17 protein-coding genes are annotated in these 15,471 nt (G+C 37.5%); all 17 read left to right on the top strand.

What is annotated here, in order from left to right; translation table 11 throughout:
* Positions 1-9: 9 nt before the first annotated feature.
* The 17 genes from ACFQ0C_RS01795 to ACFQ0C_RS01715 all read left to right on the top strand — a co-directional run bounded on the left by ACFQ0C_RS01795 (position 10) and on the right by ACFQ0C_RS01715 (position 15,456).
* Entirely contained in the window at positions 10-714 is a 705-nt protein-coding gene (locus ACFQ0C_RS01795; RefSeq protein WP_379363393.1) for a tyrosine-protein phosphatase, read from the top strand.
* A gap of 465 nt (positions 715-1,179) precedes the next feature.
* Positions 1,180-1,953, top strand: coding sequence for a DUF3891 family protein (locus ACFQ0C_RS01790; protein WP_379363391.1), 774 nt, complete (start codon positions 1,180-1,182; stop codon positions 1,951-1,953).
* 221 nt (positions 1,954-2,174) lie between these two features.
* Positions 2,175-2,801, top strand: a complete 627-nt coding sequence (locus tag ACFQ0C_RS01785) for a hypothetical protein (protein WP_379363389.1) — start codon at positions 2,175-2,177, stop codon at positions 2,799-2,801.
* Positions 2,802-3,017: 216 nt separating this feature from the next.
* On the top strand, positions 3,018-3,509 hold the full coding sequence (locus ACFQ0C_RS01780) for an HNH endonuclease (protein ID WP_379363387.1): 492 nt from the start codon (positions 3,018-3,020) through the stop codon (positions 3,507-3,509).
* Entirely contained in the window at positions 3,493-3,738 is a 246-nt protein-coding gene (locus tag ACFQ0C_RS01775) for a hypothetical protein (protein WP_379363385.1), read from the top strand. The genes ACFQ0C_RS01780 and ACFQ0C_RS01775 overlap by 17 nt, the downstream gene beginning before the upstream one ends.
* 214 nt (positions 3,739-3,952) lie before the next feature.
* Positions 3,953-4,483 (top strand): hypothetical protein, encoded by a 531-nt coding sequence (locus ACFQ0C_RS01770; protein ID WP_379363383.1) that lies wholly within the window; start codon positions 3,953-3,955, stop codon positions 4,481-4,483.
* Positions 4,484-4,728: 245 nt separating this feature from the next.
* Positions 4,729-5,169, top strand: a complete 441-nt coding sequence (locus ACFQ0C_RS01765; RefSeq protein WP_379363381.1) for an HAD domain-containing protein — start codon at positions 4,729-4,731, stop codon at positions 5,167-5,169.
* Between the two features lie 130 nt (positions 5,170-5,299).
* Positions 5,300-5,911, top strand: coding sequence for a hypothetical protein (locus ACFQ0C_RS01760; RefSeq protein ID WP_379363379.1), 612 nt, complete (start codon positions 5,300-5,302; stop codon positions 5,909-5,911).
* 237 nt (positions 5,912-6,148) lie between these two features.
* A complete protein-coding gene (locus ACFQ0C_RS01755) occupies positions 6,149-6,442 on the top strand; it encodes a hypothetical protein (RefSeq protein WP_379363377.1) in 294 nt (97 codons plus the stop codon).
* Between the two features lie 338 nt (positions 6,443-6,780).
* Positions 6,781-7,053, top strand: a complete 273-nt coding sequence (locus tag ACFQ0C_RS01750; protein ID WP_379363375.1) for a hypothetical protein — start codon at positions 6,781-6,783, stop codon at positions 7,051-7,053.
* 217 nt (positions 7,054-7,270) lie between these two features.
* The gene (locus tag ACFQ0C_RS01745) at positions 7,271-7,705 is read left to right on the top strand and encodes a hypothetical protein (protein ID WP_379363373.1); all 435 of its coding nucleotides are present in this window, start codon (positions 7,271-7,273) and stop codon (positions 7,703-7,705) included.
* Between the two features lie 141 nt (positions 7,706-7,846).
* Positions 7,847-8,419 (top strand): histidine phosphatase family protein, encoded by a 573-nt coding sequence (locus ACFQ0C_RS01740; protein WP_379363371.1) that lies wholly within the window; start codon positions 7,847-7,849, stop codon positions 8,417-8,419.
* Between the two features lie 1,371 nt (positions 8,420-9,790).
* Positions 9,791-10,582 (top strand): ADP-ribosylglycohydrolase family protein, encoded by a 792-nt coding sequence (locus tag ACFQ0C_RS01735; RefSeq protein WP_379363369.1) that lies wholly within the window; start codon positions 9,791-9,793, stop codon positions 10,580-10,582.
* Positions 10,583-10,802: 220 nt separating this feature from the next.
* Positions 10,803-11,489, top strand: coding sequence for a GntR family transcriptional regulator (locus tag ACFQ0C_RS01730; RefSeq protein ID WP_379363367.1), 687 nt, complete (start codon positions 10,803-10,805; stop codon positions 11,487-11,489).
* A gap of 168 nt (positions 11,490-11,657) precedes the next feature.
* Positions 11,658-12,587, top strand: a complete 930-nt coding sequence (gene dapA / locus ACFQ0C_RS01725) for a 4-hydroxy-tetrahydrodipicolinate synthase (RefSeq protein WP_379363365.1) — start codon at positions 11,658-11,660, stop codon at positions 12,585-12,587.
* Positions 12,588-12,615: 28 nt separating this feature from the next.
* Positions 12,616-13,767, top strand: a complete 1,152-nt coding sequence (locus ACFQ0C_RS01720) for a sialidase family protein (RefSeq protein ID WP_379363638.1) — start codon at positions 12,616-12,618, stop codon at positions 13,765-13,767.
* Positions 13,768-13,860: 93 nt separating this feature from the next.
* Positions 13,861-15,456, top strand: a complete 1,596-nt coding sequence (locus ACFQ0C_RS01715; RefSeq protein WP_379363363.1) for a type 2 periplasmic-binding domain-containing protein — start codon at positions 13,861-13,863, stop codon at positions 15,454-15,456.
* The last annotated feature ends 15 nt before the right edge of the window (positions 15,457-15,471 follow it).

The raw sequence follows: 15,471 nt of genomic DNA, 5'->3' as shown, positions 1-15,471 counted from the left end.
GAATAGCATATGATCGATATTCATTGCCATATTCTTCCTGGGATCGACGATGGTCCCCCAGACATTATGGAATCAATTGAAATGGCTCAAATCGCTTATGATGATGGAATTCGCCATATCATTGCTACACCCCATTTTTCTGCGGACCATTATACACATCGCCAACGGGTTCGGGATAAGGTGGACGAACTTCAGAATCAGCTGCATCTTCACAACATCGACGTCACGATTTACGCTGGGCATGAGGTGAGACTGGAAAATGCTGATTTTATCAAAGAACATACGCTAAGCGAAAATTATTTCTATCTGGGAGCCGCTTGTAAATTCATCCTGCTCGAACAAGTGTGGGAGGGGTACTGCAAGGAAACTCCGGAAATCGTCGAATCGTTCTTGAAACGAGGAATCAGGCCGATTATTCCCCATCCCGAGAGGCACTTTTTCTTCCGTGATCATCCACAGCTTCTCGTCAACCTTATCGATCAAGGCTGCCTTACTCAGGTGTCGGTTGACAGCTTGCTGGGGAAAAACTCCGAAGAAGCAAGGAGCTTCAGCCATTGGCTCATAGAGAATGATTATATGCATGTTATTGCTACAGATGCCCATAATGTGCGCAGAAAGCCTAATCTATCGGAAGGATTTCGCATTGTGACAGAAGTCGCCGGAGAAGAAAGGGCTGATGAAATTCGTTGGCGTTTGGAGCAAATTATCTTATGAGTTAGAACATTATTTTCTATGATCAAAAGAGAGTGAGTGGTCCGTACCAACGACATGATAATTGTATTTCTGAACTTAAATAGTGCTGTAAGTATCGGGGGTTGCAGAGTCTTATAAGACTTTGTCAGCCCCTTTTTTGAATTTCCAATATTTACATTGACTGGTATAATGGGAGGGCGGGTTTTGATGGGATGATTTTATCAAAGATCGATTTCCACTCAAGGACAAGGAGGCATTGCTAAGCCGAACTACCTCCAAACGCTATTCAGATGCATGGATAAAAGATCTCAGTCTTATGGAAATCCTTTTGAATTGATTTTCCCAATTCCTTCACAAAATCATTGCTAATCGTGATATTCCTGAAGTTCATAAATACAACTAAAATAAGATTATTTTACTAAGTTCGCAAATAAGACGTTATGGGAAATTGCTGCAAAGATATTTAAGTAAAGGAACCGAAGGAAAATGATTATTCGTGAAACCGAACATGAGATTACAATGGTTAGGCAACATGATCATGCCCAATTATCAGGGGATGTTGCGAGAAATTTTAAGAACTATTTTATTAATGATCCTTTCTTTGATGATTTGATATTTGCTGTTTATCAGCATGACTTAGGATGGATTAGACTTGACGCGACTCCGATATGGAATGATCGTAATTCTGTGCCTTTTTCATTTATTGATTATCCACTATTGCCCAAACTAACACACTATACATATGGATTGGATCAAATAGAGCGAATGAATAAGTACGCTGGATTACTATGTAGCTTACATTATTCATCCTTTGGGATTTTTCAGAATAGCACTATAGAGGAATGCAGTGATTTTTCAAATAATGAATTACAAAGACAGCAAAGAATAATAACTGAGCTAGACTTAACAAATCATAATGACATTTTCAAGCAGTTTAAATTGCTTCAACTGTGCGATGTAATTTCTCTATATGTTTGTTTAAACTGTCCCGGAGTTAGTAAAGAACAAGAGCATCCTAGATATAGAACAGGATTTGAGGATTCAGAATTATTCAATAATCAAAGTAATGGTCGATTAGTAGCCGAGTGGATGAATAACAAGGAAATTAAGATAACTCCAAACCCATTTGATAAGGGGTTTAGTACGAACTTATTACAGAAAAATCTGTCAAAAAAACTAATTAAAGAACATGGAATAGAAAAGGCATATAAAGACTCAGAATGGGTAAATCAAGAAATAATTTTTGTTGGTCGTTCATAGAAGGCAGTAATATCCCATAACATCGTATCCACGCTGCGGTCGCTAACGCTCCCTCGGTCTGCCCGAGGCATTTCAAGGAAGTGTAAACAGGCAGACAACCCTGCACCACCTAACCGCATCGCGGCCGGGACTTCGTCCCTTAAGGTGGTGAGGGTTCGTGGATACAACAACGTTATACGCAATTCGACAATGACCTATTTTTATTTTTGGGGGTATCAAAGATGTCGAGAACAATTATTGAACAAATTATTATAGAAATTGTAGATGAACTGATAATTCGTAAACCCCAAAATGGACCAGTGTTATTTAGTTTTTTAAAGGACTTACGAAGCGGTAAGTATCCACAGGACCTGGTTAATGCTATTTTTCAAAAACCTAAGCAATTTGATATCGATGTTTATGATGCATATTGTTTTCTTCACGTTTGGTCAGGGCTCTTTTCAGGGAAGATAGCCAGAGCAAAAATTTGGGTAGGAAACAAACCAAATAAAGATGTAGATATTATAAGCAATAACGAAATACTTTCTAAATTAATTCACCCATTTAAAGCAGAGTTTTTGCCATCAAAGTCAGGAGATGATGGGTACTTTGAGTGGATTGAAAAACTTACATTACAAAAAGAAGATGTTAATAATCTAAATAACCGAATTCAATATGTCAACATCGATCCGATCTCAATTCCTTTGGAAGTAGGTTATACGTCTTCATTCAAAACTTATGAGTATATGACTAACCAAGGTGGAGTAGTTGCAAGATTCCCATATAACTCGGAAGATATTTTTATTTTTTATAATTTAGATTATGAGAAAGACTTTTTGGAAAGATCTACAAGCATGTATCGAGTTTAATCAAGGAAGAGTCGAACAGCGTATAACACCGTATTCACGCTAAGGACCTTTCAATCCTTGGTCTGCTCGGGGCATTTCGAGGAAGTGGGTCAAAAAAAATCAGTCTTAGATCAATTTCCTGATTGCTTAATTACAAATTCAAGTAAAGATGTGAGACATCGGGAACACAACAACCTTAGACGAAATAATATTCATTTATTATGGAGTGAGTAGATCATGTCAATCTCTGATAAGACACGAAAGATATTATGGGGAAGATCTGGGAATAGATGCACGATTTGCAAAATTGAATTAGTTGTAGAAGCAACTATTAAAAATGATCCATCTGTCATTGGCGAAGAATGTCATGTTATTTCAGGTCAAGCAAATGGTCCACGATACAATTCTGAGTTCGATAAAGAGATTATTGATTCTTACGACAATCTAATTCTGTTATGTAGAGTACATCATAAAATGATTGATGATCAGCAAGAGACATATACAGAGCACATATTGAAGCAAATGAAAGATAATCATGAAAAATGGGTCGCAAAAAGGCTTGATGAACAAACAACTAAGTTTGAACCAATGAGAATTAGAAGGATACAGGAGAATATCCCAGATGTACTTTCAAGACTTATTAGTGGTAAGGATATTATTTCAATTATTGATGGGGCACTGGGTTATCAATTTGATCATGATGAATCAACGAATGAGAATCATAGGTGATTTACTCAGTGAGTTTGAATCGGTTGAAAGAATAAAACAAGGTTTTGAATTAACTAAACAAATTAATGAGTTAATGGAGTATGATTACTTTGTTTTTGGAGCGCGAGAAGTGCGGATATTAGAAGGTGGAAGGGGCGAGCCAAGTAATTTTCCGATTGCGATTATATACATTAGACATAAAGATAATTTTGAAATACAAAAGATCAGTTTAGATGAATCGGAGAAATGAATATTACTTCGTCTAACACCGCATCTAGGCCGCATTGCTATCGCTTCTTGGTCTGCTCGAGGCATTTCGGGGAAGAGGAGCCAGTCAGACAACCACTACGAGGCTAAGTCTTCGACCCAGTCACTAACGCTCCTTAGAGCCTCTCGAGTTCGTGAATACACAAACGTTGGATGAAATTACCGAATATTAAAACCAGAGAAGAGGCAAGAAATCTGTGGGAAATTTAATATCAATGCCTAATAACCTTAGACACATAGTTGATTCGATAAAAATGTCAAATGGTTTGACTTCTGTATTTTTTGAAGTGTTGGTGATTAGTGGGTCTATCCTAGCTGAAATAGATCGAGAAAAAGAAATAATAATATGGTTAGCTCAACAAGATCAATCTGTAGTAGGCATTGGTACAGTTAGTTTTAATATTGAAGATATACCATGGACAAATGAAAATTTTAAAAAAGAGAAAGAGTTCATGATCAGAACCATATCGAATGCAATCGAAGGGTTAGGTTGGGAACGATTAAGTTTCGAACCACGTAAAGATTGGATTATTGAACGCCTGGAACAATTTAAGCTAATGATTGATGCTTTTGATGAAACTAATATTAATATAAACAATTACTTAAGATGGTCTGAAATCGAAGAGGGTGATGATAATCCTACAATACCTTACGGTTTTCCCAAATGTCAGAAACATAGTATTTACTTATCATGTCACGGATGTATTCTATGTAATGACGAAAGCTAATTAAAATACCTTTATTGTATTTCGAAGTGTTCGGTAACATTATCTAACAACGTATTCACGTAGCATTGAAGCATTTCCAATAAAACTAATTAATGAGATTAAATAACTTATAGGCAAAGAGTGATGAGATATTGGGACTGTTATTATAAGAATGAATATCCAGGGTACAAGATTATAAAGTATTTTGACAAATATTTAATGATGTAAACTTTTAAAAACATTAATAGTTGAGGGAGATGATCTAAATGAAAGTCATCTTTTTAGATATCGATGGTGTAATGGTTACGTCAAGGCACTTGATACAGAGTAGTAAATACTTTGGCTACGAATTCGATCCAGAGTGCATTATAAATTTACGTGAAATATTGGATAGAACAGAAGCTTATATTGTTGTAAGTTCATCGTGGCGTGAAGGGAGGACCTTAAAACAGTTGCAATCAATATTTGAAATTAATGGACTTAATAAGGTCATTGGAATGACTCCAATTTTTGATGGCGCAATTCGAGGTAGGGAAATACAAGAATATATTAAAATCAGTAAAGGCACTCAACAAGAAATAAATCATTTTATAATAATAGATGATGAAGAAGAAATGGGAGATTTAAAAGAATATTTAATAGAAACGGATTTTCAGACAGGAATAACTAAATCGATTAAAGACGAGGTAATTACAAGACTAGCGTAATCGAGGAAGTCGACTACGGATCCAGTGCTACAATGCCTTGAGGCTCTCTGGTTCGTGAATACGTTATAAGAAATCCCCGTAGAATATAAAAACATATTAAAAGAAAGGAAGTTTAATTATTAACTCACATATGCAGTTGGTATCTAAACATATACAAGAGCTTGTTTTAGAAGATCAAACTGAATTAATAGATAAATTAATAAATTCATTAAGCATCAGTGAACAATTGTCAATTCATGGGACACTTGAATTTAGTTCACTAGAGTATATTACTAGAAAAATGGGACAGTTGACCATATCTTATTCAGTCAAAGAGCATATTTTATGGTCGTATTATCAGCAATTAGACTGGTCAGATGATATGTTATTAAAACTGATACAGGAATTTAGACAAGATAATTTTAGTGCGCTCGAGAGTCTAGTCATAAGAGCTATAAAAAATGACCAAGTTACGAAAGAACAAGTTAATTTGATTTTTAATGAATTCTATAACAAAGAGGTTGAACGGCAAATATATTTTTGGTCAATGCGAAATAAATTAAGAACACACCAAGATTTAAATGCTACGGAGATCGAAACACTGGTAAGCCTTAGAGGATATGATTTACTAGAGCATGCACTTGATAAGCGATTAATTAGTAAGCTAAGTGTAGACTTTTTCAAGAAACCCGTACCTGGAGAGCATGATAGAAAGCGGAAAGAACAGTTATATTTAAAGGCAATTAATTACTTACATTCATAAACACTTTTTTTGTTTTAGCTTCGAAGGTAGGGACATCTTATAATATCTTGCAGGGGCCATCCTGGGTCTGCCTGAGGCAATTCGTGGTAGTGGATCAGACAAACTTTACGAAGCAAACCCCAGCCGCTGCCGGGCATTCGTCCCTTAACGCTCTCGGCTTCGTAAGAACAAGAACGTTAGGTGTAATTTTTGATGTAAGATTATTAATGGCGTTTTATTAAAACAAGGAGGTAACTTGTGAGTGTTTCAACTGAATGTCGAAAAGGAGATCTAATTTATGTAATTGATGGATTTATAGCTAAAACATCTATAGATGAAAACAGTAACTTTGATAAACCTCATTTAAAGGAACTTAAAGTTGGTGAATTTGTCTATTTTCTAGACTGGACAAATAAACAAATTGGTGACAATTTTTATTCTATAATCAGATATAAAGATAAATCTGGAGAAGAGTTGGAAGCAGTGGAAACTTATTTTGTAACAGAAGACGTATGGAATGGTTTAAGGGAGTATTTTAAGAACGATTTTTGAAGATCTTTATTTATAGGAACTTCATGGATGTCAGAAACGCGAACTAAAACGTTAACATTAAAAGAAAGTAGGTGAGGGTGATTTTTCGGAGAAGATATGTAAAAAAGTTCATGGTGGCTTTGTTTTATATGTTTATATTTATTAGATCGGAACCGAAAAATCCAATTCATAGAGATATAATAGAAGTTTTTTTAAACTATCTTTATAAAGATATTAAATTTGATTATCGAACAATCCATCTTCTTATTAATAAACTATATGGGATTACGGAAAATTCTTATAGAAACACAGTTATTTCAGAGTTAAGAAGGTTTTATGTTAGAACGGGGAATTATAGTATGGATCGAGTCAACATTAGCATAGAACCATTAATATATATACTTGAGGAACTAAAAAAGAAGATTGAACTCAATGAATTTGATAAGATACGAATAATGGCAAGCTCGGTACATAACTATCCCTTTTTTGTTCTAGGTACTTACTATTGTAAATCAAAAGAGTTTTGGAATGCGCATATCAATTACTATAATAAGGAATTTGATGAGGGGTTTATGAACGAATGGGAATATCTATTTCAAAAAGAATATCCAAAGACAGACAGACCAAATTAAAGATGATTGAAAGCGATTTTGATGAAAAGGGAACTTCAGATAATACCGTATTCACGCTGCGGAACGTACCCCTTGGTCTGACGATGATTTTTACTCTGCACGATCTATCAGTGTCGCGGCGCCCTTTGGGATTAAGTCGGTGAGGGTTCGTAGATACAAGAACGTTTTATGAAATTCCGTGATAATTGTTTAAATAACTTCACATGAGGAGTCGTTAATGACAAATAAAAATGATGAAAAAGACATGAAACTAATCCCTCAATTTCATAGTCCACTTAGACATATAATGAATGAAGCTCATAGTTTAAACCACAAGTTTATTAAGACATTTGAAGAAGCTAAAGAAATCAAAAACTCATATTTAGTTATGGAAGGAGACCACGGCGGCCAAATTTATATAGTGTGCCCCGTTCATATTATAAGGGCAGATCTAGGTACTTTAAGTAGATTATTAATTGATATTGATAATGCCCAATGGGATGAAGCAGATTCGACTGGAATGTATTTTGAGATATTTAATCCAGGTGATATTGTTTCAGGTGGAATGGGTGGTGGATTAGCACTGGAAAAACTATGGGTTCATGAAAATTTAAAAGGACTTGAAAATGAGATTTCCAAGGTAATATACGGGAAGAAAACGAGAATTAATTAACAGTATTGTTAAAATAAGCATTGTAACCTTGAATGGATAAGTGCTTATACAAAAGATCTCGATCCAAATGACCAGCCACAACTCGGCTTAAGCCAATGAGGTTTGAGAGCTATAAATCATTAGAATTGCGAAAGGGTTATTATGAAAACTTTTATTTATATGGTCAGGCACGGAGAATCACCCAAAACAGAAGGGAATGAGAGGACACGTGGGTTAACTGAAAAGGGTAGTTCGGATGCCCGTAAAATAACTGAATTATTGAAAAATGAAGAAATAAACATGTTTGTTTCAAGTCCATATAGAAGGGCAACATTAACAATAGAGGACTTAGCCGAGTCCTTTAAGAAAGAAATATTAGTTTTCGAAGACCTGAGAGAATTGGTTTTTTTAAGTGATGATAAGATATTATCTGATAAAGAATTGTATCCATCGGTAAAGAAGATGTTTTCTGACTCAGACTTTTCCTTGCCAGGAGGGGAATCTATTACAAATTGTCAGAATCGGTCTATAACTACATTGAAAAAGATTCTAGAGAAGTATAAAGGACAGAAAGTTGTAATAGGAACTCATGGGATTGTTATGACACTAATGATGGGATACTTTGACAGTCAGTACGATCTGGAATTTTTATTACAGACTTCAAAACCCGATGTATACAGGATGGAATTCAATGAGGAAGTATTTATGGGAATAAAAAGATTATGGAAGGGTTAGTTTTGAATATAATTCGAATGCTGCAGCATTAGATGAAATCGACGAAAATAATAAATAGAAACTTGTAGTGGAAGTGAACCATGAAAGCTAACAAAAACATAAACACTATTTATTTAGTATCAGCCATTGCATTAATAGCTACCGTGCTTTTTTTTGCAGGAATTAAGCAATATCAGCATTATTTAAAATGTATAATTTAATTGTTTTTAGCAATGAGATGGAAAATGAACAAAAGTTAATAAAAACTTTGAATACAAATAGAGTAAAGATTATTTCATACCCAGGAACGTAGTCGGTTGAATATCAAGAACATCAAAAGAAATACGTTTTAACTGAAAATAGAAAAAAATTAGATAGATACAACCCGAATGCAAAGAATTATAAAGTAATCTTGAAAACTGATAGTTTTGTTGAGTTACGAGAGTTTTTAAAGGAACCTAATTAAGATTTTAAAAGATGTGGAGACTTCAAATAACTTCATTTTATAATTATCAAGTAATAATTAGCCTCAACCTCAAAATCAGTACAGGACCCTCCCCTACCACAAAAACCTGCAAAAACGCAGTTTTTTTCCTGCCGGAATTGCAGTAGAGAGAACAAACCTGCAAAAGTACAGCAATTTTCATGGAAAACGCTCCGATTCAGCTAAGAATGAAAAAATAAATGCACATTTGCATGAATTCAATAAGACTTCGGATATAATGGCCAAAGGCTGTATAAATGCAGGTTTTTGGGAGCAGGCAATGGCTTCGAGTCGAATAAATTTCAAAGAAGCCGAAATTATTTTCTAGGGAATATCAATCTTGAGAGTAATGATTTTATTTCATTATTACTATACATTTCAGCTGATACTGAGGATTTTGGAGATTCTGCAATCGCAGCGTCTATGTAATGAAAATGAATTAAAAAACAATTGGATACTAAAGAAAAGCATCGAATATTATGAATCAGATTAATTGATTGTAATAAATGGAGGCGGCTACATCTAGGTGTTGAGAAGAGAGTGAAACGATGAATTATTGGATAGAAACTTTTATTAATGTACTTATATTTTTGGTAATAATTTCAATAAATATCCTGGCAAGTAAAAGATTGAACCTATTAATTTCTATTATCGTGGGAATTCTTTCAATATTATTTATAGCATGGTTCTATGATCACTCTCGTGATGTGATAAAGGCCTTTGTATGGATTTTAAAGATATTTTCTTATTTTAAGTAAATAATAGGTGGTAAATAACAGGTGCTTCTTAGTAAATCAAGGTAGCAGCAATGCTGGTAACACAGTCACCCGATCACTACACGACTTTTATCCTAGGTTGTTTACATATACAAGAACGTTAATCTTAATAAAAATTCGGAGGAGTGAAGTATGCTAGGAGCCATCATCGGAGATGTAATCGGTTCTGTATTTGAATGGCATAACAACAAATCTACTGAATTCGAATTATTCAGCAGATTCACAAGATTTACAGATGATACTGTATTAACGGTAGCCATTGCGGATGCTGTTCTAAAAAGGAAACAACATAGCAACATATGGGTTGATTATTATGTGAGCAAGAAGCTGTATGCGAATCTTTTACGACAGTATGGTCAGAAGTTCGAAGAATGGGCCCATAACAGGGAAGCCAAACCATATAAGAGCTATGGGAATGGATCAGCAATGAGAGTAAGTCCAATAGGATTTGCATGCAATACTTTAGAAGAAGTGCTGATTGAGTCTAAGAGATCGGCAATAGTAACTCATAATCACAGACATGGAGTAATAGGGGCTCAAGCCGTTGCTTGTGCGGTATTTTTAGCAAAGAATAACAAGTCAAAACAACAAATAAAAGATTTTATTCAAAGAAGGTTCAAGTACAATTTAAATCAACGATTAGATGAAATAAAACCAGACTACAGCTTTGACCCAACTTGTCAGGGATCAGTTCCACAGGCAATAATTGCTTTCCTGGAATCGACTGATTTTGAGGATGCAATTAGGAAGGCTATTTCAATTGGTGGCGATAGTGACACGATAGCTTGTATAACCGGTGGGATTGCACAAGCCTATTATAAGGAAATACCTAAGGATATCGTTTCTGAAGTGATGATAAGATTAGATCCAAAACAAAGAGAAATCATAGGATTATTTAACGATAGATACGAAATAAGCGGATAGGTATATGAAAGAAGGCCATGCCAGCATATAGTATCTTTTGTCCACTGTGCCCCTAATTCATGCTATAAAATGCAAAGAAACTGGGGTGAATGAGCGCTTTAGTTTGTGGCCAAAATATTTTGTAGTTATTTTTTCCATAAAGTTATTGACTTATAAATATTAACCGTCTAATATATGTTATATGTTGTATACAACAAAGAGAAATAAAGGTGGCATGCCAATGAGTTTACCGAAAATCGATACATCCAATTTGTGGGATAAAACCTATACACTTTTAAAAGAACGCATTATACGCCGAAAATTTGATCCAAACCATAAGCTTTCTATTCCAGAGTTATCTGACCAGTTAGGTGTGAGCCGAACTCCGGTGAGGGATGCACTAAATCGCCTTGAAATGGAAGGTTTAGTTAAAACGATTTCCAAGGTCGGTACATTCGTTGTTGCAATAAATGAGCAGGATGTACTGAATATTATGGATACGCGGCTTATGCTGGAATTTTGGGTAGTCGAGAAACTTAATGATGTTAATAAGGATACTCTCAAGTATAGGCTATCTAGAATGGAGGAAATTTTAAGATTATCCGCCGAAAAGGTTGAATCCAATCGTATAGACGATTATTTGAAGGCTGATTTTAATCTGGAGTTTCATTTGGAATTTATGGAGCTTGGACAAAATAAAAACAATATTGATATTTACTTAAGAACGATGAATTATCGGTATATTACAATGAAATCATCTATTGTTACCGATGAAATGGTCAAAGTAGCACAAGATCAGCACCAACAGATTGTAGACGTGCTAAAAGGCGGACAAACCAGCGATATGAAGCAGGTTATTCAATTGCATCTGGAAGACTCTAAAGAGAGACTCTTAAGAGGGATACGCGAAAATGGTGGAACGATTTAATACCAGATTGTGGGTTTGTGAGGTCATAGTAGTACGGTTTAAAGTCCGAAACGGACAGGAAGGAAAGCTATTTTAGCCACAGAAATAGTTTTTTTTTACTAAATGATGTATACAACATACAACATGGAACAATGAACGATTCGATATAAAATGGAGGTGAACAGCTGGATGTTTAAAGCCGAAGGCATTATACCGGCGATGATTACGCCGTTTAATGAACAACAGGAAATCAACGAAGAAGCTTTGCGCATGCTTGTTAAGCGCTTCATCAAAGCGGGTGTTCACGGATTATTTTGTTTAGGTACAAACGGCGAGTTCTTCTCGTTAAGCTTTGAAGAAAAGAAGAGAATCGCGACCATCATCGTGGAAGAGACAAGGGGGCAAATTCCCGTTTATGTAGGTGCAGGCTGTATCAGCACAGCGGAGACGATTCGCCTTGCCCGCGAGATGGAAAGTATCGGTGTAGATGCATTGTCTGTTATTACGCCTTATTTCCTTGCTTTCAGTCAGAAGGAACTGGCTGATTATTATCGGGCATTGGCAAATGAGACTTCTCTTCCGATTCTTTTATATAACATTCCTGGACGAACGGGCAATGCGCTGCATCCAAAGACGGTTGGTGAGTTGGCACGAATCCCTAACATTGTAGGTATTAAGGATAGCAGCGGCAGCTTTGATACTATTTTGAACTATTTGATGGAGAGCGATGAAGGTTTCTCCGTATTGGCCGGCACGGATTCGTTAATTCTATCTACACTTATGTCGGGCGGAAAAGGCGCAATTGCAGCTACAGCCAATCTTTTTCCGGAATTGGTCGTTGCGATATATGATCTTTGGAAGCAAGGGAAGATTGAGGAAGCGGAAGCTATGCAGCGGGGATTGAGAGAAATCCGCAGTGCATTTCAATGGGGTACACTGCCTTCGGTTTTAAAGGAGGCAATGAATTGGGCGGGACTTCCTGCGGGTCCTTGCCGCTTACCGGTTAGTCCGTTAACCGCGGAGAAACAAGTTGAGCTTACTCATTTAATGGATAGCTACCAAAAGCAAGGACTACTGATTTCTGATGCTGCCACCATTCCATTAAAGAAAGTAACTTAAATACAAATGAGGAGGAGCACTCGTGACAATGAGAATGATGCTTGTGAATCAAGGGGTGGACAAAGACGGTACACTCCGATCCCGTTATAACGGCGGGGCTGAGGCTTACATTCCTACAGCCTACCGTGTCAATCATGCGCCCAGCATGGCGGAACTCGGTAATGGGGATCTGCTTGCGGTATGGTTCGCCGGGCATACGGAGGAAGGACGAAGCGACATAGAAATCGTCATGTCCAGGCTGAAAGCAGGAGAAACTCAATGGAGTGAACCGGTTAAAGTATCCGATGATGATACCAAATCGGAGCAAAATCCGGTGCTGTTCTTGGCGCCCGATGGCAAGCTGCTGCTCATGTATACGGCACAAGAAGCAGCTTCGATGAGTCGTGAAGAGTTCAAGAAGCTATATCCGAATCGGACTTTTACACGCCAGGAAACAGCAGTTATCCGCTGCCGCGAATCATTGGACGGGGGCTGGACTTGGGGAGCGGCTAAGACAATGTTTGAATCCGAAGGCTCGTTTTGCAGGGCTCCCATTCATGTTGCCAAAGATGGAAGCTGGCTATTCCCCATGTGGTACAGCCGTGCAGATGGTGAAACTGAATATGGCAGTGATTACAGTGTCATTCAACGCTCCATGGACCAAGGAAAGACTTGGAAGGAAATTCCGGTGCCTAACAGCCGGGGGCGTGTTCACGCTTCGCTGCTATCCGGGGAGGGTGCCAACATGCTGGCATTGTTCCGAAGCCGGGCAGCCGATCGGATTTACATTAGCAAATCCTCCGATTTCGGCTGCACATGGACCGAGCCCGAGCGCACCGTGTTACCGAATAATAATGCTTCCATTCGAGCTATTCGTCTACAGAGCAATCGATTAGCCGTTATTTACAACCATTCAAGCGCAAATGATGATCCGCATCTCACGGTTTGGCCCAAAGTCAGATATCCTGTCACGGTCGCACTCTCTGAAGATGAAGGACTAACATGGCCTTACCGACGAATTATAGAAACGGGTGATGGGTTCAGCGGAGAAAACAATGAATCATTGAATCGCAAATATGAGTATCCATGGATTTTACAAACCAACGATGGGTTACTACACGCTGCTTTCGCTTATGGTGGACGTGAGGGTATAAAGCATGTGGTTTTTACGGAAGCATGGGTTAAAGGAACGGATAAATAACGTATTTTTTTCGGAAATGAAAGCGTTTCCTGTTCATGCGGCATGACACAATAATGTTAGTTAATTTGAAAATATTGGAGGGGGAATACACAAATGCGTTTGAATAACAATTGGAAAAGCGGTTCTCATAAGATCATGTATGTTGCGATAACTGGGGCTTTGATAAGCGTTACGGGCTGCAGCTCGGACTTAAATAAGCCGGGAGAAACGAAGGATTCAAGCAAACCAGCAGTGGATCAAGTGGCACAGGCTAAATTTACATACACGCTTCCTGGAAAATTCGTGAATTGGATGAAGGATATGAACCATATTCCAGTATTGTTAAAGGAAACGGGTGCCAATATTGAATTTATTAATGGCGGAGATGGTGACCCCTATTATAAAAACATTGATCTTAAAGTGGGGTCGGGAGACTTTTCCGATGCCGGAATTATGCAGCTCAGCCAAGCCGAAGTTTACGGTTCTAAAGGAGCATTTGTGGATCTGCGCCCGCTGATCGATCAATATGGCCCTAACATCAAAAAATTCTTGGATGCACATCCTGATTATGCGAAGCTCGTTACAAGCAGCAATGGCAAAATGTATGCAATTATTCCCCAATATCCCAAAATCTCTAACACTACCTTTTATCGTGACGATATGTTCAAAAAAGCGGGAATTACTACGGATCCGAAAACAATTCAGGAGTTTACTGAAGTACTTCGCAAATTGAAAGATACGTACAAGGACAATAAAAATTTTTATCCGTTCGGTGGCCGCGAAGATTTCGTGAAATTTCAGTCTGCTTTCAGTGCTAATGATTTAATTGACGGTCAAGGCAAGGTCCATGGTGTTTACAACGGAGGGCAAGGTTACGATCTTAAAGCGGCTGGCTTCAAGAAAATGATAGATTGGTACATCGAAATTTACAAAGATAAATTGATTGATCCGGAATGGGTCAGCGGTTTGTCCACGGAGGAAGCATGGCAGACTAAAGTGCTCAACGGTAATGTCGCAATCGGACACGACTTTTACACTCGACCGTCTTGGTTTTTGATAAATGGCGGAGCCAAAACCGATCCCAACTTCTCGATGAAAGTGATGCCGCCGTTCCTTAACGATGCTGGTGGGCAGTCCAAATTCCCTACCGTTCCGGAGTACCGCGTAGACCGAGCCTTCGTCATAAATGCAAAATCTGCCGATAAGGCTCCGAGCATTATTAAATTTCTTGATTACCTATATTCTGACAAGGGACAAACACTGGTTGGATGGGGTGTTGAAGGTACGACGTTCAAGAAAAACCCGAACGGGAAAAATGAATTTACGATCAAATTCGAGGAAGAATCGACTAAACCGCTTGGTACTCCGGCGTGGACCTTCTTCCAGGATCGACTGACGTTCCCGATTCCGGTCAATAATGAAGCCTTCTACGAATTTAATCACAGCTTGACCAAATCCTATGCTAACGACTATTTCAATAAATATGCCGAAACCTTCCCGATCATCAAATACTCTACCGATGAATTGAAAGAGAGAAGCAATTTGGTGGCCAAAGTGAATGAAGCGTTAAAAGCGAATCTGGTTAAATTTGTAACCGGAAAACGACCTGTCGCGGAATGGGATGCGTTCTTGAAAGAAATGGATACTCTCGGTTATTCAAAAATTGTAGAAATCGACCAAAAAGCTTATGACACTATGATAAAGAAATAATATGGTCATCTGAAG

Origin of the sequence: Paenibacillus sp. GCM10027630 (assembly GCF_042676305.1) — a bacterium.
In the GTDB taxonomy this organism is placed as follows: domain Bacteria; phylum Bacillota; class Bacilli; order Paenibacillales; family NBRC-103111; genus Paenibacillus_S.
The sequence above is the reverse complement of the archived record's forward strand: the minus strand, read 5'-3'. Positions and strand labels throughout refer to the sequence as shown.

What these genes read in the sequence shown, in the direction of transcription:
- ACFQ0C_RS01750 (WP_379363375.1), top strand. Translation starts at nt 6,781, where the DNA reads ATGGATCGAGTCAACATTAGCATAGAACCATTAATATATATACTTGAG.
- ACFQ0C_RS01720 (WP_379363638.1), top strand. Translation starts at nt 12,616, where the DNA reads ATGAGAATGATGCTTGTGAATCAAGGGGTGGACAAAGACGGTACACTC.
- ACFQ0C_RS01765 (WP_379363381.1), top strand. Translation starts at nt 4,729, where the DNA reads ATGAAAGTCATCTTTTTAGATATCGATGGTGTAATGGTTACGTCAAGG.
- ACFQ0C_RS01745 (WP_379363373.1), top strand. Translation starts at nt 7,271, where the DNA reads ATGACAAATAAAAATGATGAAAAAGACATGAAACTAATCCCTCAATTT.
- ACFQ0C_RS01795 (WP_379363393.1), top strand. Translation starts at nt 10, where the DNA reads ATGATCGATATTCATTGCCATATTCTTCCTGGGATCGACGATGGTCCC.
- ACFQ0C_RS01790 (WP_379363391.1), top strand. Translation starts at nt 1,180, where the DNA reads ATGATTATTCGTGAAACCGAACATGAGATTACAATGGTTAGGCAACAT.
- ACFQ0C_RS01730 (WP_379363367.1), top strand. Translation starts at nt 10,803, where the DNA reads ATGAGTTTACCGAAAATCGATACATCCAATTTGTGGGATAAAACCTAT.
- ACFQ0C_RS01775 (WP_379363385.1), top strand. Translation starts at nt 3,493, where the DNA reads ATGAGAATCATAGGTGATTTACTCAGTGAGTTTGAATCGGTTGAAAGA.
- dapA (WP_379363365.1), top strand. Translation starts at nt 11,658, where the DNA reads ATGTTTAAAGCCGAAGGCATTATACCGGCGATGATTACGCCGTTTAAT.
- ACFQ0C_RS01760 (WP_379363379.1), top strand. Translation starts at nt 5,300, where the DNA reads ATGCAGTTGGTATCTAAACATATACAAGAGCTTGTTTTAGAAGATCAA.
- ACFQ0C_RS01740 (WP_379363371.1), top strand. Translation starts at nt 7,847, where the DNA reads ATGAAAACTTTTATTTATATGGTCAGGCACGGAGAATCACCCAAAACA.
- ACFQ0C_RS01735 (WP_379363369.1), top strand. Translation starts at nt 9,791, where the DNA reads ATGCTAGGAGCCATCATCGGAGATGTAATCGGTTCTGTATTTGAATGG.
- ACFQ0C_RS01785 (WP_379363389.1), top strand. Translation starts at nt 2,175, where the DNA reads ATGTCGAGAACAATTATTGAACAAATTATTATAGAAATTGTAGATGAA.
- ACFQ0C_RS01780 (WP_379363387.1), top strand. Translation starts at nt 3,018, where the DNA reads ATGTCAATCTCTGATAAGACACGAAAGATATTATGGGGAAGATCTGGG.
- ACFQ0C_RS01715 (WP_379363363.1), top strand. Translation starts at nt 13,861, where the DNA reads ATGCGTTTGAATAACAATTGGAAAAGCGGTTCTCATAAGATCATGTAT.